We start from the raw sequence: 26,304 nt of genomic DNA, 5'->3' as shown, positions 1-26,304 counted from the left end.
CAGGTTTACTTGAGCGAGCCTACACGCATAATCGTAGGAACGTCATCCAAGAACAATTCTTTAAATTCAATCTCCACATTTTCTGGCTCTTCATTTGTACCATAATAAATCATTAGATTAATGGCGCGTCCTGCTGAGACAAACTCTTGTTTAATTTCATCTAAATTGTAGTAATGTTCTGCCTTGACATTGTTAACGTAAACGTCGAGGTCGTGGCCCGTACGGTATTCTTCGCTCGTATGATTGTGCAGAACATATTCAACGACAATCACATGTTTGAACGTCGTTTCTTCGTAATCATAACGCTTATTAGTCAAGGCAACCTTTTTAATCTCAGCAATCACTTGACCACTTGGTAAGTTAATACCAGGTTCGTAGTCCACAATATCGCTTTGTAATGCCCTCATTTCTGAGGTTAGTAAAGCTATCTCTGCTTCAATTTCACTGAACCGCGCCTCGGTCTGTGCTATTGCAGACGTTAACTTCAGATTATTCAAACTAACTAAAAGCACAAAGACTATTTGTACCAACCATTTTTTCATTCAATGCCTCAATTATGATTTTTTGAAAACTCAAAAATGCCTTTATCTCATTATATCATGGAGGAGACATTTATGGGACTTATCATCAAAACGCTCATCTCGCCAAACACTTCCAACATTGTCAAAATATTCCTTGAAATAAAAAAATTGGAGGACCAGATAGAAAGCCTGCTAAAATGCTGATAATTCGCTGCTAGAAAATTATTTTTTCGCAAGTTTATAGGAGAAGAATAATCAAATGAACTCAAAATGCTTGTGAATAGTTTTGTTTTCCATGAAGTGATTCGAAAGCGAGATAATTCATTCTAAACGCCATTGTAATAAGCTTGCGAAGGGGATAAAAAAATAAATTAAATTTTAATTAAAGTGAAGTTTGTGAATTTCATATAAAAAAAGAATATTTTTGTGAAGGAAAAGTAAATCAACTTATCCAAAAGTGAACAAGGATGAAATTGTCATAAGTTTATTGTGAAAAAATAGTTGTCATGACAGTATTATATTGTATAGTTAGTTAGCTTATGATTTAACGAGTTTAACAATGAATTTAAAATGAAATCAGTTATAAATGCCTATTTAACAATGTTTTCTCTCCCGTTTTTATGAGGGAAGTGTTATACTTTTAAATGTAAATTATAACATTGCCTAAGTGCAAGAAGGAGACTTTTTATGAAAATTGTATTAGTCGGTAGTGATCATGCTGGAATTGCAGCAGCTAAAATGATCTTAACGAATCCAGAAAACGAATTAGTAGTGATGGATAAAAGCAGCCACATTTCTTATGTAGGTGCTGGAACAGCTCTTTGGGTAGGTCAAAAAGTTGAGAATCCTAACGATCTTTTCTATACAAATCCTGAGGAATTAGCAGCTTTAGGCGCTAAAATGTTAATGGAGACAACGGTAACAAACGTTGATTACGCAAATAAAATTGTTTTTGCTGAAGACAAGAATGGTGAAACGATTGAAGAGTCATACGATAAATTAGTTTTAGCAACAGGTTCATTGCCAATTGCTCCTAATTTACCAGGTAAAGATTTAAAAGGAATTCACTTCTTAAAAGCTTTCGAAGAAGGCCGTGAAGTTGAAGCTGCTATGGCAGACCCTAAAGTAAAACGCGTGGGTATTATTGGTGCGGGTTACATTGGAGTTGAAATTGCTGAAGGTATCCGTCTACGTGGTAAAGAAGTTGTGATGTTTGATGCGGAAGCACATTCATTAATGAACTACTATGACGAAGAGTTCGCTTCAAAAATGGATGAAAACTTAATTGAAAATGGTTTAGAATTACAATTCGGTCAATTAGCTCAAGGCTATATCGGAAATGAAGAAGGCCATGTGACAGGTATTAAAACATCTGAAGGCGAATACGATGTTGATTTAGTTATCAACTGTATTGGTTTCCGTCCAAGCGCTGACTTAGGTGGCGATCATTTAGAAAAATTTGTCAATGGTGCTTACTTAGTCGACCGTAAACAAGTGACAAGTGATCCAGATGTCTATGCAATTGGTGACTGTGCGACTGTTTTCTCTACCGCACAAGGCAAAACAGGTTACATCGCATTAGCATCAAATGCTGTTCGATCAGGTTTTATTGCAGGTTCTAACTTAGCAGGCAAAGACATTGAATCTCCAGGTGTTCAAGGTTCAAATGGGATTTCAATCTTTGGTTTAAACTTAGTTTCAACTGGGATAAGTGTTCGTGCTGCTAAACGTTTTGAAGTTGAAGTCGACTATGTTGACTACGAAGATACCCAAATCGAAGAATCAATCAAAGACCATGAAAATGGTACTGTTAAATTACGTATTGTTTGGGAAAAAGAGAGCCGCCGCATTGTTGGTGCGCAATTTGTTTCAAGATTGAATATTTCAAGTGTGATTCATACGTTCTCATTAGCTATTGAACAAGGTTACACGATTGATCAACTAGCATTATTAGACATTTTCTACTTACCACATTTCAATAAAGTGACTAACTACATTACTTCAGCCGCTTTAAAAGCAATTAAATAATTTAGTTAGCCAAAGCTCATCTTCGGATGGGCTTTTTATCTTGGAAATAGAACTGTTTTACTGAGTATTTTGCTTGAATAATTAGTCAATGTTCCTCACATCACTGTTAAATCGGAGAGTGTTCGATTTTTGAGAGTATAAACACTCTTGGTGTATCGATTTGTACTAACATTAGATGAGTGTGTATACTTTTTATATCACCAAGAAAGAAAGCGTTTTCAGTGTTGTGACTGTGATTGGTCAATTAATTGGAGGGAATAATCATATGAGAATATTCGAAAAGAGAGCTCTACGTGGGGCAAACTATTATCATCAGCTTCCGGTTATCTTTATGGGATTGGAATTGGGTGAACTTGAGGAACGGCCAAGTAATACAGTACCGAACTTTTTGATTAATCTTAAAACTCTACTCCCTAGCTTACAAGAACACACATGCTCGCCTGGTGTGGTGGGTGGCTTCTTTCAGCGAATTGAGAGTGGTACTTGGGCAGGGCATATTTCGGAACATGTGGCTTTAGAGTTGCAGAATTTGATTGGTCATCCCGTAAACTTTGGAAAGACGTTTACTAAAGAACCTAAATGAACCTATCACATGGTTTATCGCTACTGCATTGAAGCGGTTGGCTTGCGAGCGGGCGAAATGGCAGTGGAATTAGTCAATCGTTTATTTGAAGGGAAACTCACAGAAATCGCACCATTACTTGCTGAACTACGAATGCTAGAAGAAGAAAGTTCGTTTGGACCGTCGACGCAAGCTATAGTTGATGAGGCGACTAGCCGTGGTATATCCTATAACCGATTAAACAAAGATAGTTATGTTCAATTAGGTGATGGTAAATATCAGCGTCGCATCGAAGCGACCCTCATGGATAGTACGTCTGCTATCGGAGTTGAAATTGCTGCTGATAAAGAACGAACCAAGGAAATACTTGCCAATAGTGGTATAGCAGTATCAAAAGGAAAGCGAATCACCCAGCTAAACGATGCGATTGAGACGGCTGAAAGTATTGGTTACCCTGTCGTTTTAAAGTCACAAACTGGTAATCATGGTAGGGGTGTGGTGGTTAATATTCAGGATGAGAGTACACTGCGTCTAGCTTTTGAGAAGCTTTCATTGATGACTTCTCAGATGATTGTTGAACAGCATCTTGAGGGGTTTGATTATCGCTTAATGGTGATTGATGGTAAGTTTGTAGCAGCGGCTTTGCGGCAACCAGCTTATGTTATCGGCGATGGTGAAGCGAGTATTAGTGAATTGATTGATCGCTTGAATGATGACCCACTAAGAGGGAATGGGCATGAAAAAGTCTTGACGAAGGTTAAGATTGACCATGACACACAACGAGTATTGGGCTTGCAGAATTTTCATTTGAGTACAGTTTTGACTTTAAAGCAGCGGGCTTATGTTAAGGCGACTGCCAATCTAAGTTCGGGAGGCACGGCTGTCGATGTGACTGAGACTGTCCATCCTACGATTAAAAGGATGGCAGAACGGGTGTCACAGTTGATTGGACTGAATGTGATGGGAATTGATTTAATTGCGGATAGCTTAGAAGAGCCATTGGATTCAAGCCGAGCAGGCATCATAGAAGTTAACGCTGGACCAGGATTTCGTATGCATTTATGTCCTTCTGAAGGGATACCTCGTAATATTGCGTCCTCAGTGATTGACATGTTGTTTCCCGAAGGGACGCCACACACTGTCCCAATTTGTGCGATAACAGGAACAAACGGTAAGACTACGACCTCCCGATTAATTACACATATACTCTCGCAACAAGGACAAATCGTAGGGTTGGCATCAACCGATGCAGTGGAAATTAATCATACACCGATTCTTAAAGGTGATTACAGTGGGCCGGCTGGGGCGGTGGGTGTGTTGGCTGATCAAACAATCGATTATGCTGTCTTAGAAGTTGCGAGGGGTGGCATCATTCGCCGAGGATTAGGTTTTCGGGAATGCGATGTCGGTGTTTTACTAAATGTCTCATCGGATCATTTGGGCTTTGGCGGTATCGATACACTCGAGGAATTAACTCGTCTGAAGTCCGTTGTGACTGAGTCAGTCAAGCCGGAAGGGTATACCGTTTATAATGCGGATGATCCATTAGTCATGAGTCGGGCTGGTAAAACAAAAGGAAGCACGATTTATTTCTCACTTGATGATCAGAATGATATTCTGTTGGAAAACTTAAAGAATGGACGTGCTAATGTCACGCTAGTTGGTAAGCAAGTGGTGATTCAAAAGCCGGACCAGCAAGTGGTCATTGGCGAGATAGATGAGTTTCCAATGACGTTCGCGGGACAAGCGCAGTTCAATGTTAAAAATCTGATGGCAGCGATAGCAGCCACCTATGCTTTAGGTGTGCCAATAGAGCAGATTCGTGCGGGTGTAATGAGTTTTAATACTTCGATTAGCCAGTCGCCTGGACGAATGAACGTCATCGATTTTGGGGAGTTCAAAGTCGTCATCGACTATGGACATAATCCTGGTGCCATCCATGCGACGGGGGATTTTTTCCGACGCTTAATGCCAGGGCGCAAGATTCGTTTAGCTTCTGGGGTTGGTAATCGACGTGAAGAGGATATTAAAGCATATGGTCAAGCAGTTGCACATTATTTCGACCAGGTCATTCTTTGTAATTCGGCGCCAAGAAATCGTCCATTAGGTGAAACGGCAGAAATAGTCAAACAAGGTATGCTTGAAGGCGGTATGGAAGCCAATGCGATTGAGCTGGTTTATGATGAAATTCTTGCTGCTCGCCGTGCATTGGAGATGGCGGAACCGAATGATCTAGTGGTGCTTCAAGCAGATAATATTGCCAAGGTCACACAAGACGTTCTGGATTTCAAGAGGGAATATACCGCCAACCAAATTCTTTCATTGAAACAATAAGGTCGCCTTGGGTCGAATATACTGATTTCCGGATGTGTAACAAGGTAAGCATAATCATTGATACAAAATATTTCTATTAAATTAAAGGTTCGTAATAAATAAAGTGTTACGATGCCTGATTTTTTTTCTAAATGTTGGATTATCAACGATTATAAGCATTCATCATCACAGTATACGAACCTTCAAAGGGGAAGCTAGGGCTAGTAAAAGAATAAATACATCGCAAAAATTAAGTGGTAAGTAATTTTAAAAGACCTGTTTTTGTTTAGAGGTCTTTTTTATTGTGGACCAAAGAAAATAGGTTAGAACACTTTAGCGCTACAAATTGTTTGGTCATGTTTAATTACAAGTATTAAGATAGCTTGCTAGTAAAAGTTTGCGTTAGCAGTGATCCAAGACTTAAACGGAGTTGATATTATTATTATTTTAAACATCGATTTTTCCTATTGCTTGACCACAAGTTTTACAAAAAAATTAAAGCAAAGTGAGATTATATTTAAAGTTTTGCCATTTTTGTTATATCATTTAAATAAAAACTTCTAAGAAAGCGGGTGATTCAATGTACCAGACAGAATTTTTACTAAAAGAATATCAATTCAGACATTATAAACTAGATAAGGTCGAGCTTTTGACTGGGACTGCAAAAGCTTATCCAGTGATAGTTGGGCTAAATCCAAGTGCTAATGAATACTTTTTACGATTAGGGATGGAAAGGCAGTATGAAATACTAGAAGCGGATGAAATGAAAGACTTCATCCAAAAGCTTAATCATACGTATGATGCGGAGAAAGTTGAATATACGCCGACTACTCGATCAACTTTTTTCGAAGTGAAGGGCCAGATACCAGCTAAACAAGCAGAATTTGAAAAACTAATGACTGGTTTATTAACTGAGTTGCCTTTGAAATTTGAAGAATTATCTTTAATGGAAACGGATTTCATGAGTGAACTGGTCGAAGAAACCATCGATTTATATGCCTACGATAATTCTTATTATTTATTGAATAATTCCAACTATCAGAAAATCCTTAACAAACAAGCAAAGTACACGGAGCGAGAAGAATCCCCAATAACTGGGCTTTATAGTGGCATCTTAGGGGCAATCCTCGGGGGAACCTTGGGAACACTGGTGGCATTTCTCATGTGGGGACCGGCTATCAACTACTCATTTTACGGGTGGTTGCCTAGCTTTTTTAGTGTCGCGATGGGCTTTGCCTGCTATCGCAAGCAAAAAGGGCACGTCTCAAAAGCGACTTATCTCAAGTTAGCCACTGTGGTAGTTCTCATTATACTGATGCTTAATTACGGGATTTACACGATTTTGATGGGGGATAGTCGTTATTTCTTCAGCACTCTCATCCGTCTGCCGATTATCCTGAGACTTTCGGGAGTTTTACCCGTCTTCCTTACCAACAACGCGACCGCCATCGCCGTCGTATTCATTTACACTTGGTTGCACTACAATTATCACCATCGCCGCAAACGTTTATTTAATATTCGAAGAATTGCACACCAATAACCAGAAAAGTCCTCGTCAGGATAGACTGATGAGGACTTGTTATATTTTGGCTGACTGTCTCTCAGTCAGATTCTGGATTCTTTATGTTTGATAGAGAAAGACGAGTTGTTTGTCAGTCGAGCGTTCTTTTGAAAAAATATAATGAGGATGATCGAAATGTTTTAGATCGTCAATCTGTGAAGCCTGGTGTTCAGCCGCGAATCGCACCATTTGACCACGAGCCATTTTCGCCGGAGTAGCCTTTATTTTCAGCTTTCCGTCGATTAAGTTTGCAAAAACAATATCAATAAATTGATCGCTAGTTTTGAGGTAAGGAGTAAGGGCCTTGGTATACTCTTTAGAAGCCAGGTTAATGATCGGACCTTCGTCAAATTGAAGAGCGTCATAGATTTTCTGCCCCCAAAATTGGTAAAGATTGGTGTGATTTTGGATAGGCAGCGGAGCCTGCATTTCAAGTCGGTAGGGCGAAATCCCATCAAAGGGACGTAATATCCCGTAAAAACCAGAAAGAATCCGTAAATTCTCTTTGACATAGCTCAATTCGCTCGCAGTAAATAAATCGGGCACCATATACTGAAATTGCAGGCCCTTATAAGACATGACCGCAGCCGATAATTGCTTATCTAATTGCATATTTCTTAGCCGTTCGAAATTTTCAGTTGCCAGCTTATCATTACATTTCCAAAGTTGCTTCGCCTCTACATATGTCAAAGCCTGCAAGCTATTAAGAATCTGGCTGGCTTCTTTGATATAAAGCGGCTTACTTTCGGCGAGGAAACTATCTGTTTCAGCGACCATTTGTTTAGTAGGTGAAATAATAATTTGCATAATAATTCCTTTCATTAGAGCAGTTCCTATTAGTTTAACACGGCAGTTGAAATTCGTCAGCATCTAATGCAAGTGGCGTATCTGGTTAAATCGTGTTTACTGAGCGACGAATCACGTTACGCGGTCATGAAAACTTGGCTGACTGTTTAGGTGAGCCACTAAAAGTAGGCTGACTGTTTAGGTGAGCCACTAAAAATTGGCTGACTGTTTAGGTGAGCCACTAAAAGTAGGCTGACTGTTTAGGTGAGCCACTAAAAGTTGGCTGACTGTTTAGGTGAGCCACTAAAAATTGGCTGAGTGATTAGGTGAGCCACTAAAAGTTGGCTGACTGCTTAGGTGAGCCACTAAAAGTTGGCTGAGCGATTAGGTGAGCCACTAAAAGTTGGCTGAGTTCTTAGGTGAGCCACTAAAAGTTGGCTGAGTTCTTAGGTGAGCCGCTAAAAGTTGGCTGACTGATTAGGTGAGCCACTAACACATGGCTGACTGCTTAGGTGAGCCACTAAAAGTAGGCTGAGTTCTTAGGTGAGCCGCTAAAAGTTGGCTGACTGCTTAGGTGAGCCACTAAAAGTAGGCTGAGTTCTTAGGTGAGCCACTAAAAGTTGGCTGAGCGATTAGGTGAGCCACTAAACCTTACCTTTTAGATCCCAACAACTATCAAATCAGCTGGGTATTTTTTTAATATTTTGATATAAGGGGAATTTTTATGAAAACTAGAATTGGTTTATTTGCTAAGGGGTCTGTCCTTGAACCTAAAAGTTAGCTCCGGAAATTGGGCATTATAGTTGAGTTGGCGATTTATGTAATGGTTAGAGTTGGACTTCCTATGAAAATGCCGTTTCAGAATCAAAAAAAGTGTATTGTAGTTTGTGTTTGGGCTGAGAAATGTCATCAAATCGGGCACGCTGAGATTTCTAAAGGGAAAAAGAATCCCATAGTCACAAATCGTTCTAATTATTGCCTTTTCTTTACTTTCGCTAAATTGGCAGCTATTACAATAAATGTGGTAGCGATCGCCGGCAATGTCGAAGGAGTTACAAGCGACGCAATGAACTCCTTTTTGAATCGTCGCGAAACGGTCATCCGTCAGGCTGAGCCGCCGTTCATCAACTTGGTGCTGACTAATCAGCCATTCGGTCTCGCGGTGATACGTTTGAGTTGGCGCCTGCTGACAGTCTTTCAGAGTATTCTTTACAAAACGGCCCAGTTTCGCATGCTTAATAAACGGCAGAGTCGGGTCATCAATTTCGACCGAATCCTCTTCATTTATATACACGACAAAACTATCAACAGGTATATTGATTCCGTGTTGCTGCATATGAAACCTGAGCAGGCCCACTGTGCGATCGAGTTGCAGAAAATCATTGTGATATTTCACCTTGCCATTTACTTTCCAACGCCCATCGTTGTAGTGATAATCGGCGGAGTAATTTTTAACTTCAAACAAAGTTAGGCCTAAATTGGTGATTAAAATCGCATCTATTTGGATTTCACCATTTATTGTTTTCAACCGAAGATCCTGCAACAATACCCAATCTTTCGGTATAAAATTCCTCATATACTTGCCAAAATACTCCTCCCCATTGAAACCGGCTTGCATTTGTTTGAGTTCTCTTTGTTCGCTGGTTGTCAAACCCTTGCGCTTTTCCATTTCTTCTAACCACAATAATTGTTGGTGCTTTTGTAATTGCATTTGCATTCCTCCTAAAAATCTACTTATATATAAATACGTATTTTGGAGAGAAATATGCTTTTAAATAGTATAGTTTTTTATTAAGTTTTATGAAAAATTGTAAGCATTAATAAACTGCTTTTTAAAGGTTGGTAGAAGAAGGAGCTGGCAACCACTTGAGAGTTGCGCTGTCACATTTGGTCATTTAGTCGGTAAATCCGGAGTATTGAATAACTATCTTTTCGGGTCAAGGAGTCTAAGTTTTAGCCGGGTGATTCTTAATGGCCAATGAACTGGAAATTACAACCAGAATATAATTGTTCGATGTTTCACAATTGAAGTCAATTTTCTAATTGCTCTTAGTATATCAAATCAAAATAAAAGAGATTAAAAGATAAGTCGGTTGGTAAAAGCTTATTTAGCAGAGTTTTTGTTGTGTTTAAACAAAAGTTAGCTATAATGCATAATCGGACAGGATATTTTATCGATTTACAATATGTGAAACTTTGAGCGATAGGGTTATTATGTATATGTACAGAAGAGATGAATAAGAGATAGGGGGAATTGAGATGTCGCTTAAAACGATGTTGCGTGAAGATTTACAGGAGCGAATTTTTCATTGGCCGGAGATGCAAGTGTTTAGAGAAGAAGCTGCTACGAAACGAATTTTATATGAAACGCCAAATACTGTGGGTGCAGTTTGGTGCATGAAACCTGGGCAAAGTTTGCCGATTCATTCGCACGACTGTGCAGATGATATTTGGATCGTGATTGAGGGAAAAGCCGATTTTTATCCTGAATGTGGTGAAAGAGTGACAATTAAAGCGGGTGACATTGTTGTCGCACGTGCCGGTGAAAAACATGGGATGACGAACACATCGGATCAAGATTTCGTAATGCTAGGCATTGCAGGTCCCACACCTATCGGATTTATCTCTCATGAAGACCAACATTTTATAGCCTAAATAATATAAAACAAATAAGGAGAATTTACATGCGAATTAAATTATTAGAACCATTAAACGTTTCCCACGACTTGATTGAGGAATTAGCCGCACCGATTAGAGAAAAAGGCCATGAATTCGTTTATTACAAAGATAAAACGACCGACCCAGCTGTATTAGTTGAACGGAGTCAAGACGCAGACGTGGTGATGATCGCGAATAACCCATATCCAACGGAAGTTATCGACCAAGCCGACCAACTTAAATACATCAACGTTGCGTTTACGGGGGTCGACCATGTTGGACTAGCAGCTGCTAAAAATCAAGAAATCCTCTTGTCTAATGCGGCCGGCTACGCGAACCAAGCGGTTGCGGAATTGTGTATCGGCTTAACGCTCGATTTATACCGCAAAATCACGCAAGGTAATTCAGTAATCCGTGATGCTAACTTTCCTGGACCTTTCCAGGGTGGCGAAATTAACGGCAAAACAGTAGGCGTGATTGGAACAGGAAAAATTGGCCTAGTTACGGCCAAGCTCTATCAAGCTTTTGGCGCTAAAGTTATTGCTTACGATCCTTACCCAAATCCTGCCGTAGCAGCTTTGGATATTGCATATTTAAGTTTGGATGAAGTCCTGGGCCAAGCAGATATCGTGACATTACATCTACCATTATTGCCCGCTACTAAAGGCTTGATTTCGGCTGAAAAACTTGGCTTAATGAAGAAAAGCGCGATTTTAATCAATTGTGCACGTGGCCCGATTGTCGACAATACAGCACTAGCCGCGGCACTGAACCAGGGAACAATTGCTGGTGCGGGAATTGATGTCTTCGATATGGAGCCACCAATCCCGACCGAGTATCCATTATTAACTGCAAAGAATGCGATTTTGACACCACACGTTGGCTTTCTAACGAACGAAGCGATGGTGAAAAGAGCCCGGATTGCATTTGATAACACCATGGCCTTTTTAAATGGCGCACCACAAAATTTAATCAACCGTTAAACGTCAGCAAACCGTCCGCCTAAATTAGGCGGGCGGTTTCTGTGTTTTTTTAACACAGCGTGCATTTTACAATGTGCTAAGAATCCCTCGGATTATTAGCTAGAATCAGCAAAACGTGGCGCGGTTGTCAGCGTGACGGCAGCCAGAGCAGGCGGTTGGATCATTGCCACAAACTAATCTGGCATTCAAATAAAGCCGGGCGGGCTAGAAATATAAAGGAGTCCCTCGCTGCGTTCGGGACGATTATATAAAGGGCGCTAGACTTTAAATCGTGCTGGCGAGCCAGCACACCTTCTGAATCTTTCGATGCTCGAATAGCGTTAGCTGATGATTAGACAGATAATAAAAAGTTTGGATCGAAGCTTTCACCTTCACACCCAACAATCAAATCTTCCAGCCGCAAGCCTCCACAAACAAGCATAGAAAAAAAGGACGGGAAAACCCCGTCCCTTTAACTAAACTAGGAGACTGTTTAATACATTCCGCGACTCTGACCGCTCAGATCGATATAAATATTCTTAGCTTGTGTATAAGCATCTAAAATCATCTTATGCGTTTCACGCCCAATTCCAGAATTCTTATAACCACCAAATGGAGCCCCGGCTTCAAAACCAGCATACGTATTGACCCACATGCGACCAGTACGCACACCACGCGCCACCTTGAAAGCAGTGTTTAAATTACTCGTCCACACACCGCCGCCTAGACCATAGTCGTTGTCGTTAGCTAAAGCAATGACTTCATCCGCATCTTTAAATTTAATCACGACCCCAACAGGACCGAAGATTTCTTCTTGGGCGATACGAGCGTCATTAGTTGCTTCAAAGAGTGTCGGTTGGAAGAATGACCCTTTGGCTAACTCACCTTCTTGATAGCGACTACCACCGGTTAGTATTCTAGCACCTTCCTCTTTACCTATCTTTACATATTTTTCAATTGTTTTAATCTGACTCTCGTTTACTTGAGCGCCCATCTGTGTCTCTGTATTTAAAGGACTACCCACTTTAACGTTTTCAAATTCCTTAACCAAACGTCCGACAAACTCATCGTAGATTGATTCTTGGACGAAAATACGTGAGCCTGCTGAACAAACTTGACCTTGATTAAAGAGAATACCTAAAGAAACTCCTTCTAAGGCTAAATCCATATCCATGTCCTCGAAAAAGATATTGGCGGACTTGCCTCCTAATTCCAACGTTGAAGGAATCAAATTTTCTGCTGCTGAAATACCAATTTGGCGCCCAACTTCAGTTGATCCTGTAAAGGCAATTTTATCAATGCCTTGATGGCGTTGTAAATAATTACCCGATTTAGAACCGCGTCCAGTCACTAAGTTGAAAACCCCTTTAGGTAAAACATCGTTTAGAATTTTAGCTAATTCTAAGACGCTTAAAGAGGTACTAGATGATGGGCTGAAGACAATTGTATTACCTGAAGCTAAAGCGGGCGCGATTTTCCAAGCAGCCATTAGGAAGGGGAAATTCCACGGAACTATCTGAGCAATAACGCCAATCGGCTCGCGTAAAATCATCGACATTGTTTGATCGGATAACATTTTGACTGTGTCTTCTTCAGAACGAATGACACCAGCAAAATAGCGGAAGTGGTCGATGGCCAAAGGTACGTCTGCACCTGCCGTTTCGCGAATTGGTTTCCCATTATCTAAGGATTCTAATTCAGCGAAACAGTCAGCTTTTGCTTCAATCCGATTGGCGATTTCCAATAGGATGGCTGAGCGAACTTTGACATCCGAGCGGCCCCAATGTTTAAAAGCTGCTTGAGCAGCTTCAACTGCTTGATCCACATCATCATTTGTTGCATCTACAAGTGTCGTCAGTGCCTCACCAGTTGCTGGATTATAAGAAGTAATTTCGTCTGCCCCCGTACCTTGGGTCCATTCACCGTTAATGAGCAATTTATAATTTGAGTCTAATTTAATCGACATTTTTCCACTCCTACTTCATTTAATAATCTAAGTATACCAATTTTTGTAAAGCGCTTTCAAATGATTGTTCCGCATTGTGGAACATCCATTTGAAAGATAATTTAATGAAATTAGATAAATTGACACAGCCATTAGGTAAACATTTTTCCAAAAAAATATATCTTCGGTAAATTCACAGAAAATCAATTTAAAAGCCTTTGAAAAAGAATCTGTGCTTTCAATTAATGATCACTGACAGAATATAGCCTTAACAATTTACTTGAAGAAAATTTGACTTACCAAAATTAGGGTGATAGAATTCAGTTTAATTAAATCAATGCGACTATTTTATCACCGGGTAAAATAGACACGCTCTTTTTCTTTTGTGTAGGTCTTAGAAACAAAAGAGAAGGGGCGTTTTTTATGTTGGGGAGGAAATTACAGATGGAAAAATTTGAAAATCAAACAAGCAGCACCCGCCAATTATTTGTTCAATACACATTTTTAGCAGTTTTGAGTATGTTGGGCCAATCTTTGTTTATTTTTGCCGATACATTTTTTATTGCAAATGGCGTGGGGGCACATGGAATTGCTGCTTTAAATATTGTTTTACCAATGATCAGCCTGTTTAACGGCTTAGGTTGGTTATTTGGAATTGGCGGTGCAACACTTTTTGGGATTGCGCTAGGTAAAAAGCGAGTAGTAGAAGCAAATCAACTATTTAACATGACACTTTGGTTTACATTGCTTGCATCAGTCATCTTCGTGGGCGTGACGACCATATTCTCCAATCCACTCTTGAATCTTCTGGGAGCAAATCCAGAAATTTATGAGATGTCAGCCAGCTACTATAATATTCTAATGTTGTTTGCGCCCTTATTCATGGTAAACGTCGTGCTGGTTTCCTTTCTCCGCAACGATCATAATCCACGCTTAGCGATGATTGCCCTCTTAGCAGGCGGCTTGACCAATATCATTTTAGATTATATTTTTATTTTCCCTTTACAAATGGGGCTAACAGGAGCTGCTATTGCAACAGCTAGTTCACCCATCGTCTCAATGCTAGTGGCTAGTCTACATTGGCGCCGGCAGGATCATCATCTCCAGTTTCGTAAAGTTAGTTTAAAATTCGAACAATTAAAAGCAATCGCTAGCTTAGGGTTCTCGTCCTTCTTTAATGAATTTTCTTCAGCGGTCGTGATGTTCTTATTTAATATTATGATTTTACAAGTTGCCGGAACGATTGGGGTAGCGGCCTACGGCATTATTGCTAACTTAAATATTATTGTCATTGGCTTATTTACAGGGATTGGTCAAGGTTTCCAACCTCTAATTAGTTACTATTTTGGCCAGAGAAAAGCGAAAGAAATTAAACAAGTGCTTAAATTAGCTCTAATGACAGCTGTCTCCTTGAGTATCGTGATTTTCTTAATAGGCACCTTAATGCCAGATTCCTTAGTTAGTATTTTCAATAGTGACTCAAATGTCCAGTTAGCGACCATAGCAAGCCAAGGCATTCCGCTTTATTTCGCTTCCTTTCTACTTACAGGAGTTAATTTCGTTGTGATTTATTTCTTAGCCGCGATTAATCAAGCACGAGCATCTTTAAGATTATCAGCCTTACGAGGAATTGTTTTTATCATTCCGGTTCTACTAGTGATGTCCCTTTGGTTTGAATTAGTCGGAATTTGGTTGACGTTATTAGTTGTCGAAACAATGACCTGTGTTCTAGCAGTCTATCTACTTAAAAAATCTGTCGAACGCCTTAACTAATACCCATAAAAGTTTCTAAAATTTTGAATGTTGGCGAGAAGTAGCTTACTGACATTCATTTTAATTTAGAGTGTTTAAAAACCAGCGTGGTGAATCGCTTTGCTTGACTGTAGCCACCAACACTCAAAAAAGTTAGAACAAAAAAAACCGCCAAATTTGGCGGTTTTTACATATAAATTATTATTTAAATAATTGAACTTGGATGTTGGTATCCATGTATTCTTTTGCATCAGCCGCTTGTTCGATTGAATCGAATGGCATTTGAGCAATTAATTCAAATGAATCTGGTAGGTTGAACATTTCGCGAACTGCTTTATCAAAGCCTTGTTCGTAGCCAACGTTAAAATGTTGTAAGGATCCGCCTAAGTTCATTTCAGTCAATGTTAACCAAGTTGCGAATTGTGAGTTAGCAGAGTTGTTTTGTTTGTAAGCTTCAGTACGCGCGCCAACTGTAGGCATCGTTGCAACAGCATCACGGTCCTCGAAGAATAAAACTGTTCCGATACCATTTTTAGCACCCATCATAATTGGTGACATGAAGTCCCAAGTTCCTTCGTCTAAAACGTTTTTTTGAACTTCTAAGATTAAATCCCAGAATTTAGTGTTTGCTTCGCCATTCAAAATAACTAAACGAGAAGTTTGGCTATTGAAAGCTGTTGGAACATCTTTTTGAGTTTCGCGGATTGATGAAACAATCTCTTCGATTGAATGTTCGCTTTTGTTACCTGATGCGTAGATTGAGCGGCGGTCTTTGATTACTTGTTTAAATTCTGTCATGAATGAAATTCTCCTCAATTGTTTGGCATCTTCATAAGAAAGCGACTTTAATTTCTGAAGAATATCCTTTGCCTCCTTGAGGTAAAGAGGGTGACTCTCGGCCAAGAAACTGTCCGTCTCGATGACCATCTTTTTAGTAGGTGAAATAATAAATTTCATAATAATTCCTTTCGCTCATCCGTTCCTATTATCTTAACACGGAAGCGCTCATCCGTCTTTAACAATGAGTTGAGAGGGATAAATTTTGGAAGGCTTTCGCTTTACTTTTTTATAATAAGCTAACATACTGTGAATAAGTACGTGAACGTATTTAATAAGTTGAGAATCGCAAATAAAACAGACACGATGATAGATAGGAGGGTTTTACATGAAAAGTAAATCAAAAAAGGGCTTATTTAACAGAAGAAAGGCTGCAAAGGACGTGATTTCTTTAGTACAGGTGAGCCCTGAGCAAGAGCTTGAACTTAACGCGGCTGATGAAGAACAAGCCTTTAAGTCTTTCTTCGATGAAGTCTTGAAACAACTGCCAACGAAAACATCAGCTATTATTATAAATACTTTTGAAAAGTCAAAAGTACAAGCAGAAAAAATATTAGCCAACAGTAAAGGACAGTTTGAAGGGATCTTTGATGAGTTTTTAGAAGGCGTGGACGAGGACACTCGAAAGAAATGCCACTCAACTATTCATGCGGCTTCACTAAGCGCCGCAATAATTGGTTGTTCACCCATTCCATTCTCGGATGCTGTCTTACTGGTACCTGTGCAAATGACGATGATGGCTCGCTTGCACAAGACGTTCGGTCAATCATGGTCTAAAAGCTTAGGCTCAAGCCTCTCGAAAGAATTATTAGTGGTAGGTTTTGGAAGAAGCGTTGTTGGAAACATCATTAAATTCGTACCAGGTGTTGGGACAGTTGCTGGCGCGGCAATCAATGGTTTAGTCGCTAGCACGATTACTGAGACACTTGGCTGGGTGAGCGTTAAGATGTTGAATGAAGGGGTCGATATCTTTGACGATGTTCTTTCATTTAAAGGGCAATTTAACTTATTGCTAAAGGCCCTTAAATCGAGTGGTAAAACAACCAAAAGATAAAAGTTGTTCAAATTTAAAAATATAGGCGATAAACAGCACTGCGAAAGTCAGGGGAGAACTGATTTTTGGAGTGCTTTTGTTTTGGCTGAAAATTGAGTGTGAAGGAGACGACTTGAGGTGAATATCTAGCCGATTCTCTTAAAGTAACGGTTCGCGTCGCATTAGAGGATAATAAGCGAAATCAAGAGAAGTCCAGTTAAAAGATTACTCAGCAAAACCAAGTCGCTCAAAAGCAGCGACACCTAGTGAAGCGTAAGAGGTCATTTGATAAACGGCAGTCATTTCGCAAGATTGTTATTCTATCCTTTACTAAAGATTGGTAAGATAGAAACTAAAGAGAAATCAGTAGGATGGACAAGAGAAAGGGATTATCAACTATGGAACCATTAAACATCGTGATTATTGGTGCATCCTTTGCCGGTATATCAAGTGCGCTAACAATCAAACAATTAAATGAGAATACTAGTGTCACGGTAATTGATCGCCAAGAAACCGTGGGCTTTATCCCCAATAGTATCAATCGCCTGTTGAAGGGGAAAATCAAACAGCTGACGGATCAAATGCCTGAGACAAAGGAAAGAATGTTAGAGGCGGGAATCGACTTGTTGTTAGGTCATGAAGTGCTCGCACTTGATGCAGAAATCAAGCAATTACAGTTGACGCATCAAGGGGAAATCAGCACACTCCACTACGATAAGTTGATTCTAGCAATGGGCTCTATTCAACTGTCTGAACGAATTGACGGGGCTGATCATCCAGCAGTTTTAACGACAAAGACATTAGCTGCTAGTCTAAAAAGCCAAGAAGAATTAAAAGAAGCGACGCACCTCTTAATTGTAGGAGGCGGACAAGTAGGGTTAGAAGCAGCAGACGCCTATACAAGGGCCGGTAAAAAGGTGACGCTCGTTGAAGCCTTCGCTTCACTCGCTTTTAAATCCTTTGACCCTGAGATGGTGACTGAATTAGAAAAACGCATGCTTGAAAGTGGCGTGACGATTTATAAAAATCAGCAAGCTGAAGTAATTAGAGTAAGCGAAGAAGGTTTGACAACGACCACTAGCCAAAACGAAATACTCGCATCGAGTCACGTTTTACTTGCAGTCAATTTCAGACCCAATAGCCAACTTGTAACAAATCATCTGGCTTGTCACCTAGACCGAACGGTGGTCGTCAACGATTATTTACAAACGAGTCAAGCAGATGTTTATGCAGCAGGCGACTTAATCCGAGTCCCTTATACAGGCACCAATAGTGAGTATTATTTGCCATTTGTGAATAATGCGGTTATTACCGGACGACTGGCAGCGATGAATGCTTTAGGTATGTCAGAAAAAGTCGACACTTTTGTAAGAGTGGTAGGCTCACAATTGTTTGGACTTTTTATAGCCAGTGCAGGCTTGACTGAAGAAGAAGCTCAGTTGTACCATCAGACAATCACAATCATTCACCGTCAAACTGATGAACAAAAATGCCCGATGACGCTTAAATTAATCGTAGAGAAGACAAGTGGTCGCTTATTAGGAGGGCAAGTCTATTCAGACGTCAACGTGATAGCTTTGATGGATACTTTAGCTGTAGCTATCAAAGCGAACTTATCCGACCGTGATTTGGCCTTCCAAGATTATCTATATGATTCAATGGATTCTATAATGGCACCGCTATTACACGAAGCAGCTTTTGCGATTTACCGAAAGCGTCTGAAAGGAGCTAGCCTAGATGCATCTTGAAGACTTATTTGAAAAGAGAGAAAAAAGTCAATTAGTCTTAATTGGCACCTTGATGGAACAAACTTCGGAAGCGATTTTGAAAGATATTTTGTCAAAAACGGGCTTGTCGCGTACAACTTTAATTAAATACATCGATGATTTAAATGACCTGGCCCAAGAGAGTGGCTTTGAATTAGCGATATTCCTCAACAGTGACCGCTTGGATTTGCGCCTGGGCGCCCAGGTAACGAAAGAGGAATTGATTCAATTGTTGCTACCTTTTTCCCTGAAAATTCAAATTCTCCATTACCTTTTTGCTAAGGAAGAATTTACGGTTCAGAAATTATCGCAAGAATTGCTAATTAGTGAAGCAACTTTGCACCGTCAACTGGCTGCTTTGAATACTTTACTGGAAGAGTTTGGCGTTAGTATTAAAAACGGCCGTCTAAGAGGAGAAGAACATCAAATTCGTTATTTCTACTATCAATTATATTGGTTGACGATACCCAAGAAAGAAATGGCTGAACGATTTGAATTCCCTCAATATCAACCAATGATTGAAGCAATCAAGCAAGTGTGGTCGATCGAGATGCCGACAACGAATGAATTTAAATTAGCTTTATGGTTTTCGATTACAAAGAAACGTATTGGCTTGAAGAAGAAATATTTCAAAGGCTTAAAACAACAGATGAGAGTGTATCAAACGCACCGCTTCTTCCAACAAGTACGTCAACAAATGTTACGTTATCTCAGTCGCTACGCATTGGAAGTGGAAGAAGAAGAAGTAATGTGTCAATTTATATTTATTACGACTATGTCTATTTTATCCCCCTATGTGATGGAGCGAAAATTAGGCTATGGTGGACCGGTCAGTGAGGCGACGACGAAAGGTTTGCGGGTGATTCGTTCAATCGTTCCGCTTGAAGAGAACTTGAGTGAACAAGGGATGTACACACTCAATCAAATCTTAGGTCAATTGTATTTCTTTAAAGGAGCCTTGATTGACCATGCCTATCGGTTGGATCAGGATTTAGCAGTGATTGGTGGAAGCATGGCTTTGGATCATGTGGACCTAGCTCAGGCAATGATTGATGAAGTCGTTGTAGAGGTTTATGGCTTTCATCCTAAGCAATATGGTGATTTGTTAGTTAAAGCCCGTTGGCGAATTATGGAAGTCTTGTCCTATGTGATTTATCAAGCACCGCGGCAATTAGTGATTGGTGTCGACTTGTCCGGTTCACAGACCAAACGCTTGCCGGTTCTGAGCGTCTTGCGCCAGCAGTTGGAAGTTAGTCGTTTGGTTATTCTAGAACCTTGGAATTCTAATGACGATTATGACTTTGTGATTTCAAATGTTTATAACGAGACCTATCGTATGCCAACCTATTATCTGAAAGGGGCACCAAACGCTTATGATATTCGGCAATTAGAAGAGACGATTAACGATTATTTGGTTGGGAAATCCCCTTAATTAACGACTAGCTTCATTTTTTTGAGGCTAGATTTTTTATTGTCACCTCAAGGATTTGATGGAAGGGCTCTCATTAATTTATGAAAGTAGAAAAAAGACGATAGTTACTAGAAGTAAAAAACAGTAAAGTAGTGTTAAGTTACAAATGAAAGCATTAACATCATGATGTCAATACAATTATTAAATCAAATAAACAGGGGGACTTTCAGTGGAAAATTATATTTTATCCATCGATCAAGGCACAACTAGTTCGAGAGCAATCATTTTTAATAAAAAAGGTGAAAAAGTGAGTAGTTACCAAAAGGAATTTACACAAATCTTCCCAAAAGCAGGTTGGGTCGAGCATAATGCGAATGAAATCTGGACTTCAGTTCAATCGGTTATTGCGGGTGCATTTATTGAAAGCGGTATTAAGCCAAGTCAAATCGCGGGTATTGGTATTACGAACCAACGAGAAACAACCGTTGTTTGGGATAAGGCGACTGGTTTACCCATTTACAATGCGATTGTATGGCAATCACGTCAAACAGCAGAAATTGCGGATCAACTAAAAACAGCAGGTCATTCTGAAATGATTCACGAAAAAACAGGACTAGTGATCGATGCTTACTTCTCAGCGACTAAAATCCGTTGGATCTTAGATCACGTTGAAGGGGCACAAGAACGTGCGGAAAAAGGTGAATTATTATTCGGTACGATTGATACGTGGTTAGTTTGGAAATTAACGAATGGAGAAAAACACGTCACGGATTACTCAAACGCTGCCAGAACCATGTTATACAATATTAAAGACTTAGAATGGGATCGTGAAATTCTTGATTTGTTAAATATTCCAACAATAATGTTACCAGAAGTCAAATCAAACTCAGAGATTTACGGTATTACCGCCCCTTTCCATTTCTATGGAGGTGAAGTCCCCATTGGTGGAATGGCTGGGGACCAACAAGCAGCATTATTTGGTCAATTAGCTTTCGAACCAGGTATGGTAAAAAACACTTATGGAACAGGATCATTCATTATTATGAACACAGGTGACAAAGTGCAAATGTCTAACAACAACCTATTAACAACAATTGGTTACGGCATTAACGGTAAGATTTACTATGCCTTAGAAGGATCGATTTTTATTGCGGGTAGTTCGATCCAATGGTTACGTGATGGTTTAAAAATGATTGGCGATTCAGCGGAATCTGAAGAGTTATCACGTCGCTCAACAAACAATGACGAAGTTTATGTAGTCCCAGCCTTTACCGGCTTAGGAGCACCTTACTGGGATTCAAATGCGAGAGGCTCTGTTTTCGGCGTAACGCGTGGAACGACGAAAGAAGACTTTGTTAAAGCGACTGTTCAATCGATTGCTTATCAAGTACGCGATGTTATTGATACGATGCAAGTCGACACAAAGATGAAGATCCCTGTCTTAAAAGTGGATGGTGGCGCAGCGATGAATAACTACTTAATGCAATTCCAATCAGATATTATTGGCATTGAAATCGCGCGTGCGAAAAACTTAGAAACAACCGCCTTAGGAGCAGCTTTCTTAGCGGGTCTTGCGGTAGGTTTCTGGAAAGATTTAGACGAAATTAAAACATTAAATGAAGCGGGTGAAGTCTTCTCGCCTTCGATGAATAATGCACGTAAAGAACAATTATATCGTGGCTGGAAGAAAGCTGTTCATGCTACTCGCGTCTTTTCGCAAGATGACGCATTAGATCTTTAAGAAGGAGAGAATAATGATGAGATTTTCAAAAGAGACACGTTTAAGAGCCATTGAAAAATTACAAGAGCGTACCTTGGATTTACTAATTATTGGTGGAGGAATTACGGGAGCGGGTGTGGCATTACAAGCGGCAGCCAGCGGTTTAGACACTGGTTTGATTGAGATGCAAGATTTTTCGGAAGGAACAAGTAGCCGTTCAACAAAATTAGTTCACGGTGGGATTCGTTATTTGAAGCAGTTTGATGTGGAAGTCGTATCTGACACAGTGAAAGAGCGTGCAGTGGTTCAACAAATTGCGCCACATATTCCAAAAGCAGACCGCATGCTATTGCCTGTCTATGATGAACCCAACTCAACTTTCAGTATGTTCCGCTTAAAAGTCGCGATGGATTTATATGACTTGTTGGCTGGGGTGACTGGTACGCCTTTAGCGAATAGACAGTTAACAAAAGAAGAAGTCTTAGAGCGCGAACCAGAAATTAAAGCAGAAGGCTTATTAGGTGGAGGAGAGTATCTAGACTACATCAATAATGATGCGCGCCTAGTCATCGAGAACATCAAACGAGCCAATGAAGATGGCGCCTTAGTGGCTAGTCGTGTCAAGGCGATTGGTTACTTGAAAGATGCGAAAGGTCAAATCCTTGGGGTGAAAGCGAAAGATTTACTGACAGGCAAAGAATTCGACATCAATGCACGTTATGTCATCAACACAACAGGTCCATGGAGCGACGTTGTTCGTAATATGGATAACACGGGTGACCAAAAGCTACAAATGCGACCAACTAAAGGGGTTCATTTAGTGGTAGATAGCAGTAAAATCAAAGTTCCAAATGCGACCTACTTCGATACAGGCTTAGGCGATGGACGTATGGTTTTTGTGATTCCGCGTGAGAATAAGACATATTTCGGAACAACCGATACAGACTATACGGGTGATTTAACTCATCCAACCGTGACTCAAGAAGACGTTGACTACTTATTAGAAGTCGTGAACAGTCGATTCCCACAAGCGATGATCACTTTAAAAGATATTGAAAGTAGCTGGGCTGGATTAAGACCATTAATTTCTGGTAACAATGCATCAGATTATAACGGTGGAGATAATGGGTCGATTTCAGACGAAAGTTTTGATCACTTAATTGCGGTTGTTAGTCGTTACTTGAACAAAGAGGCAAGTCGTGAAGATGTAACAGAAGCGATTATGACAATTGAAAGCAGTAGTTCAGAGAAAAATCCATCAAGCATTTCTCGTGGAAGTTCTCTAGATATAGACGATAACGGGCTAATCACATTAGCAGGTGGTAAAATTACTGACTACCGCAAGATGGCTGAAGGTGCGATGCGCGAAATCATACGTTTACTTGCCCAGACTCATAGTCGTCACTATACATTAATTAACTCAAAAACTTATCCTGTATCTGGTGGCGAGTTGAATCCATCAAACGTGGATTCAGAGTTAGAGACTTTCGCTCATTTAGGTGTCAAACGTGGCTTAGATGCAGCCGATGCGCGATATATTGCGAATGTATTCGGATCGAATGCACCTCGTGTCTTTAAATTAGCAACAGATCTAGAAGCAGCAGAAGGCTTAACGTTACGCGACACCTTAGTCTTACATTACACAATGCGTGAAGAAATGGTTTTAACACCGGTTGACTACTTCTTAAGAAGAACCAACCACTTATTATTTATGCGTGAGTCATTGGATGCTTTAATTCAACCAATCGCAAACGAAATGGCTAAATATTTAGGTTGGAGTGAAGAAGAACAAGCAGCTCACCTAGCGGAATTAGACCGTGTGCTAGCTGAAAGTGATTTAAGAGACTTAAAAGCACTCGCAAACTAATCGATTGACACAATAGAGCATTCAAAATATAAAAGCAGGGAGTCCTGTAGGGCTCCTTGATATAAGAGGAGAAAATTTATGGGAACAGAATTTATTGGAGAATTATTGGGTACATTTATTTTAGTGTTGCTAGGAAATGGAATTGTTGCGGGTAACTTATTAAATAAAACTAAAAGCAACAATGCTGGTTGGTTAACAATCACAATCGGTTGGGGGATTGCGGTAACAATGGGGGCTTTCGTCTCAGGTTACATGAGTTTAGCTCACTTAAACCCGGCCGTAACGATTGCTTTCGCAATCTCAGGCGGTATTGCTTGGAGTTCAGTACTGCCTTACATCGCGGCTCAAATGGTGGGTGCTTTCTTAGGATCAGTCTTTGTATGGTTACAGTATAAAGATCACTATGACATTACCCAAGACCAAGGGGCTATCTTAGGCACGTTTGCGACAGGTCCTGCAATTTACAATCCAATCATGAACACGATTAGTGAAGTGATTGGTACTTTCGTATTGATGTTTGGTATCCTTTCATTCTCTAACTACGATACATTCCCATGGGCGGGTAACTTAATCACAGGTGCGTTAATCATCGGTATCGGTCTATCATTAGGTGGAACGACAGGCTATGCCATTAACCCTGCACGTGATCTAGGGCCACGTATTGCTCACGCAATCTTACCAATCCCCAATAAAGGCGACTCAGACTGGAAATATGCTCTTGTTCCAATCGTAGGTCCAATCATTGGTGCAATTCTAGCGGTATTAGTTTACGGCATGATTTAATTAAAGTCAGACTATTCACAGTGCGATCCCTCGATAGGAGTGTCGCACTGTTTTTTTTGGGGGGAGGCAGTCGTTATTAATTTTTAGTGATTATTCGAGAGTAGCTCGTCAGATAGTTGAATAGTCATTGGGGTTTTACACTCATGAAACATACTTATGACACACCGCTTATAAATGAATGCGATCATTCACTTCAACCGAGTATAAAATAAGCTGCTAACTAACGCTGATTCGAATGTTCGTAAAATTACAAACGGGGTATGGATTTTTAATTGTGTTCTTGGTGGCAACCTAGAACTATAACTGAATAATATAAATAGACTGATAAAACACTCGTTATATGAAGTATCATAAGTTTTTTTGGAGGTTAAGTGACAAACATTAGTCACTTAGCATAATAGAAGTTGGGGTTTGTCTCAATTCAACATGTGAACACTTAATCAATCGATTTGTGATTAAATTAAAAATAAGAAATAGACGGAATTAAGCTGTCGCTTAAAATGATGATGCGTGAAGAGTTACAAGAGCGAGTTTTTCGTTGGCAACAGGTGCAAGAGTATAGAGAAGAAGCCGTTACCAAACGAATTCCATACGAACATCAAACACTTCAGGTGCTGTCTGATGCATGAAGCCAAGACAATATTTACCGGTTCATTCACAAGACGGTGCACACGATATTTGGATTGTGATTGAAGGAAGGGTAGAGTTTTATTCTGAATGTGGCAAGAAGGTTATGATTAAAGTGGGGGACATCGTTATAGCAAGTGCCCGAGAAAAACACAGTATAACGATTAACTCGGACAAGGATTTCGTGATGTTAGAAATTACAGGACCAACACCTACCGGTTTTATCTTTCATGAAGAACAACACTTATGGCTTTTTTTTTAAACAGATAAGGAGAATTGACATGCGAATTAAAGCATTAGAATCATTAACTGTTTCACACGACTTGATTGAGGAATTTGCTGCACCAATTAGAGAAAAAAGTCATAAATTCACTTATTACAAAGAAAAAACGACTGACTTAGCCGAACGTAGTAAAAATTCGGACGTTAGAATGATCGCAAATAATCCTTATCCAACGTAAGCAATCGACCAAGCAGCAAACCTAGAGTACATGACGTCGCCTTTACAAATGTTGATCATATAGGGATCGCGGATGCTAAAAATCAAGAGATTCTACCTTCGAATGCGGCAGACTATGCCAATCAAACCTTTGCAAAAAATGATCTATTGAAATCACTTTGGACCTTTACTGCAAAATTACCCTAGGAAAGAAACACATCTGTGATGCCAATTTCTCTGGACCATTCCAAGGTGGTGAAATTACGGCAAGACAGTCAGCGTGATAGGAAAGGGTAAAACCGGTATCATAACGGCCCAATTATATTGAGCGTGTGGTTGTCAATTAATTGCTTGTGACCCCATCCCCCAACTCAGATGCAGCCGCATTAGGTATCATTTATTTATCACTAGATGATGTCTTAACACAAGCTGACATTGTCACACTACACCTGCCCTTATTACCGGCTACATAAGATTTGAATTCGACTAGAAAACTACAATTAATGAAGGAAAGTGTGACTCTAATCAATTGTGCACAATGCGTTTCTAGCTGACGCATTGAACACAGGTCAAATCGCTGGGGCAATCATTGACGTCTTCGATATGGAATTACTCATTCCAGCAGGTTATCCATATTATACGTTAACATGCGATTTTAACGCCGCACGTCGGATTCTTAACAACGAAGCCATGGAATAAAGAGCGCGTATCGCATTTGACAACAGCTTAGGCT

The 26,304-nt window shown here is 40.0% G+C and carries 21 protein-coding genes; 16 read left to right on the top strand and 5 right to left on the bottom strand.

Annotated elements, in window-relative coordinates; all coding sequences use genetic code 11:
• Window positions 1-5 precede the first annotated feature (5 nt).
• Window positions 6-542 carry a hypothetical protein gene (locus ACTQ5J_RS11920; protein WP_441753252.1) on the bottom strand — a complete coding sequence of 179 codons (537 nt, stop codon included), beginning with the start codon at window positions 540-542 and terminating at the stop codon, window positions 6-8.
• A gap of 666 nt (window positions 543-1,208) precedes the next feature.
• Between ACTQ5J_RS11920 and nox the strand changes: the two genes are divergently transcribed.
• From nox to ACTQ5J_RS11900, 4 genes are all read left to right on the top strand, one after another.
• On the top strand, window positions 1,209-2,549 hold the full coding sequence (nox, locus tag ACTQ5J_RS11915) for a H2O-forming NADH oxidase (RefSeq protein ID WP_441753250.1): 1,341 nt from the start codon (window positions 1,209-1,211) through the stop codon (window positions 2,547-2,549).
• A gap of 265 nt (window positions 2,550-2,814) precedes the next feature.
• Complete coding sequence (locus ACTQ5J_RS11910; RefSeq protein WP_441753248.1) at window positions 2,815-3,132, top strand: cyanophycin synthetase family protein; 318 nt, start codon at window positions 2,815-2,817, stop codon at window positions 3,130-3,132.
• Between the two features lie 9 nt (window positions 3,133-3,141).
• Complete coding sequence (gene cphA / locus ACTQ5J_RS11905) at window positions 3,142-5,445, top strand: cyanophycin synthetase (RefSeq protein ID WP_441753247.1); 2,304 nt, start codon at window positions 3,142-3,144, stop codon at window positions 5,443-5,445.
• 559 nt (window positions 5,446-6,004) lie between these two features.
• A complete protein-coding gene (locus tag ACTQ5J_RS11900) occupies window positions 6,005-6,964 on the top strand; it encodes a hypothetical protein (RefSeq protein WP_441753246.1) in 960 nt (319 codons plus the stop codon).
• A gap of 81 nt (window positions 6,965-7,045) precedes the next feature.
• On the opposite strand, the gene yaaA is transcribed toward ACTQ5J_RS11900, so the two are convergent.
• Window positions 7,046-7,792 carry a peroxide stress protein YaaA gene (gene yaaA, locus ACTQ5J_RS11895; protein ID WP_441753354.1) on the bottom strand — a complete coding sequence of 249 codons (747 nt, stop codon included), beginning with the start codon at window positions 7,790-7,792 and terminating at the stop codon, window positions 7,046-7,048.
• A gap of 721 nt (window positions 7,793-8,513) precedes the next feature.
• On the bottom strand, window positions 8,514-9,482 hold the full coding sequence (locus ACTQ5J_RS11890) for a nuclease-related domain-containing protein (protein WP_441753245.1): 969 nt from the start codon (window positions 9,480-9,482) through the stop codon (window positions 8,514-8,516).
• Between the two features lie 548 nt (window positions 9,483-10,030).
• Between ACTQ5J_RS11890 and ACTQ5J_RS11885 the strand changes: the two genes are divergently transcribed.
• Both ACTQ5J_RS11885 and ACTQ5J_RS11880 read left to right on the top strand, forming a co-directional pair.
• Window positions 10,031-10,426: a cupin domain-containing protein gene (locus tag ACTQ5J_RS11885; protein WP_441753243.1), complete on the top strand. Its 396-nt coding sequence runs from the start codon at window positions 10,031-10,033 to the stop codon at window positions 10,424-10,426.
• A 29-nt stretch (window positions 10,427-10,455) separates the two neighbouring features.
• Complete coding sequence (locus tag ACTQ5J_RS11880; protein ID WP_441753242.1) at window positions 10,456-11,412, top strand: 2-hydroxyacid dehydrogenase; 957 nt, start codon at window positions 10,456-10,458, stop codon at window positions 11,410-11,412.
• A 472-nt stretch (window positions 11,413-11,884) separates the two neighbouring features.
• Here ACTQ5J_RS11880 and ACTQ5J_RS11875 read toward each other — a convergent pair whose 3' ends face one another.
• Window positions 11,885-13,357 (bottom strand): aldehyde dehydrogenase family protein, encoded by a 1,473-nt coding sequence (locus ACTQ5J_RS11875; protein ID WP_441753240.1) that lies wholly within the window; start codon window positions 13,355-13,357, stop codon window positions 11,885-11,887.
• Window positions 13,358-13,780: 423 nt separating this feature from the next.
• Here ACTQ5J_RS11875 and ACTQ5J_RS11870 point away from each other — a divergent pair, with 423 nt between their 5' ends.
• Window positions 13,781-15,109, top strand: a complete 1,329-nt coding sequence (locus tag ACTQ5J_RS11870; RefSeq protein WP_441753238.1) for an MATE family efflux transporter — start codon at window positions 13,781-13,783, stop codon at window positions 15,107-15,109.
• Window positions 15,110-15,289: 180 nt separating this feature from the next.
• On the opposite strand, the gene ACTQ5J_RS11865 is transcribed toward ACTQ5J_RS11870, so the two are convergent.
• Complete coding sequence (locus ACTQ5J_RS11865; RefSeq protein ID WP_441753236.1) at window positions 15,290-15,886, bottom strand: nitroreductase family protein; 597 nt, start codon at window positions 15,884-15,886, stop codon at window positions 15,290-15,292.
• 367 nt (window positions 15,887-16,253) lie between these two features.
• On the opposite strand from ACTQ5J_RS11865, the gene ACTQ5J_RS11860 reads away from it, so the two are divergent.
• The 9 genes from ACTQ5J_RS11860 to ACTQ5J_RS11820 all read left to right on the top strand — a co-directional run bounded on the left by ACTQ5J_RS11860 (window position 16,254) and on the right by ACTQ5J_RS11820 (window position 25,593).
• Complete coding sequence (locus ACTQ5J_RS11860; RefSeq protein WP_441753235.1) at window positions 16,254-16,979, top strand: YcjF family protein; 726 nt, start codon at window positions 16,254-16,256, stop codon at window positions 16,977-16,979.
• A gap of 350 nt (window positions 16,980-17,329) precedes the next feature.
• Entirely contained in the window at window positions 17,330-18,706 is a 1,377-nt protein-coding gene (locus tag ACTQ5J_RS11855) for an FAD-dependent oxidoreductase (protein WP_441753234.1), read from the top strand.
• On the top strand, window positions 18,696-20,156 hold the full coding sequence (locus ACTQ5J_RS11850; RefSeq protein WP_441753232.1) for a helix-turn-helix domain-containing protein: 1,461 nt from the start codon (window positions 18,696-18,698) through the stop codon (window positions 20,154-20,156). Before ACTQ5J_RS11855 ends, ACTQ5J_RS11850 begins: the two co-directional genes overlap by 11 nt.
• Before the next feature lie 208 nt (window positions 20,157-20,364).
• Complete coding sequence (gene glpK, locus ACTQ5J_RS11845; protein ID WP_441753230.1) at window positions 20,365-21,876, top strand: glycerol kinase GlpK; 1,512 nt, start codon at window positions 20,365-20,367, stop codon at window positions 21,874-21,876.
• 16 nt (window positions 21,877-21,892) lie between these two features.
• Window positions 21,893-23,722, top strand: coding sequence for a type 1 glycerol-3-phosphate oxidase (gene glpO, locus ACTQ5J_RS11840; RefSeq protein WP_441753228.1), 1,830 nt, complete (start codon window positions 21,893-21,895; stop codon window positions 23,720-23,722).
• Window positions 23,723-23,800: 78 nt separating this feature from the next.
• Window positions 23,801-24,505, top strand: coding sequence for an MIP/aquaporin family protein (locus tag ACTQ5J_RS11835; RefSeq protein ID WP_441753226.1), 705 nt, complete (start codon window positions 23,801-23,803; stop codon window positions 24,503-24,505).
• Window positions 24,506-25,005: 500 nt separating this feature from the next.
• Window positions 25,006-25,134 (top strand): hypothetical protein, encoded by a 129-nt coding sequence (locus ACTQ5J_RS11830; protein ID WP_441753224.1) that lies wholly within the window; start codon window positions 25,006-25,008, stop codon window positions 25,132-25,134.
• A complete protein-coding gene (locus tag ACTQ5J_RS11825) occupies window positions 25,131-25,394 on the top strand; it encodes a cupin domain-containing protein (RefSeq protein ID WP_441753223.1) in 264 nt (87 codons plus the stop codon). Before ACTQ5J_RS11830 ends, ACTQ5J_RS11825 begins: the two co-directional genes overlap by 4 nt.
• Before the next feature lie 19 nt (window positions 25,395-25,413).
• The gene (locus tag ACTQ5J_RS11820) at window positions 25,414-25,593 is read left to right on the top strand and encodes a hypothetical protein (RefSeq protein ID WP_441753222.1); all 180 of its coding nucleotides are present in this window, start codon (window positions 25,414-25,416) and stop codon (window positions 25,591-25,593) included.
• Window positions 25,594-26,304: the final 711 nt, after the last annotated feature.

Source organism: Fundicoccus sp. Sow4_F4 (genome assembly GCF_052116145.1).
Lineage (GTDB): Bacteria > Bacillota > Bacilli > Lactobacillales > Aerococcaceae > Fundicoccus.
The sequence above is the reverse complement of the archived record's forward strand: the minus strand, read 5'-3'. Positions and strand labels throughout refer to the sequence as shown.

Bases quoted from the DNA above. Each gene is read 5' to 3' on its own strand.
- ACTQ5J_RS11920 (WP_441753252.1), bottom strand. From the start codon at position 542: ATGAAAAAATGGTTGGTACAAATAGTCTTTGTGCTTTTAGTTAGTTTG.
- nox (WP_441753250.1), top strand. From the start codon at position 1,209: ATGAAAATTGTATTAGTCGGTAGTGATCATGCTGGAATTGCAGCAGCT.
- ACTQ5J_RS11910 (WP_441753248.1), top strand. From the start codon at position 2,815: ATGAGAATATTCGAAAAGAGAGCTCTACGTGGGGCAAACTATTATCAT.
- cphA (WP_441753247.1), top strand. From the start codon at position 3,142: ATGGTTTATCGCTACTGCATTGAAGCGGTTGGCTTGCGAGCGGGCGAA.
- ACTQ5J_RS11900 (WP_441753246.1), top strand. From the start codon at position 6,005: ATGTACCAGACAGAATTTTTACTAAAAGAATATCAATTCAGACATTAT.
- yaaA (WP_441753354.1), bottom strand. From the start codon at position 7,792: ATGCAAATTATTATTTCACCTACTAAACAAATGGTCGCTGAAACAGAT.
- ACTQ5J_RS11890 (WP_441753245.1), bottom strand. From the start codon at position 9,482: ATGCAATTACAAAAGCACCAACAATTATTGTGGTTAGAAGAAATGGAA.
- ACTQ5J_RS11885 (WP_441753243.1), top strand. From the start codon at position 10,031: ATGTCGCTTAAAACGATGTTGCGTGAAGATTTACAGGAGCGAATTTTT.
- ACTQ5J_RS11880 (WP_441753242.1), top strand. From the start codon at position 10,456: ATGCGAATTAAATTATTAGAACCATTAAACGTTTCCCACGACTTGATT.
- ACTQ5J_RS11875 (WP_441753240.1), bottom strand. From the start codon at position 13,357: ATGTCGATTAAATTAGACTCAAATTATAAATTGCTCATTAACGGTGAA.
- ACTQ5J_RS11870 (WP_441753238.1), top strand. From the start codon at position 13,781: ATGGAAAAATTTGAAAATCAAACAAGCAGCACCCGCCAATTATTTGTT.
- ACTQ5J_RS11865 (WP_441753236.1), bottom strand. From the start codon at position 15,886: ATGACAGAATTTAAACAAGTAATCAAAGACCGCCGCTCAATCTACGCA.
- ACTQ5J_RS11860 (WP_441753235.1), top strand. From the start codon at position 16,254: ATGAAAAGTAAATCAAAAAAGGGCTTATTTAACAGAAGAAAGGCTGCA.
- ACTQ5J_RS11855 (WP_441753234.1), top strand. From the start codon at position 17,330: ATGGACAAGAGAAAGGGATTATCAACTATGGAACCATTAAACATCGTG.
- ACTQ5J_RS11850 (WP_441753232.1), top strand. From the start codon at position 18,696: ATGCATCTTGAAGACTTATTTGAAAAGAGAGAAAAAAGTCAATTAGTC.
- glpO (WP_441753228.1), top strand. From the start codon at position 21,893: ATGAGATTTTCAAAAGAGACACGTTTAAGAGCCATTGAAAAATTACAA.
- ACTQ5J_RS11835 (WP_441753226.1), top strand. From the start codon at position 23,801: ATGGGAACAGAATTTATTGGAGAATTATTGGGTACATTTATTTTAGTG.
- ACTQ5J_RS11830 (WP_441753224.1), top strand. From the start codon at position 25,006: ATGATGATGCGTGAAGAGTTACAAGAGCGAGTTTTTCGTTGGCAACAG.
- ACTQ5J_RS11825 (WP_441753223.1), top strand. From the start codon at position 25,131: ATGAAGCCAAGACAATATTTACCGGTTCATTCACAAGACGGTGCACAC.
- ACTQ5J_RS11820 (WP_441753222.1), top strand. From the start codon at position 25,414: ATGCGAATTAAAGCATTAGAATCATTAACTGTTTCACACGACTTGATT.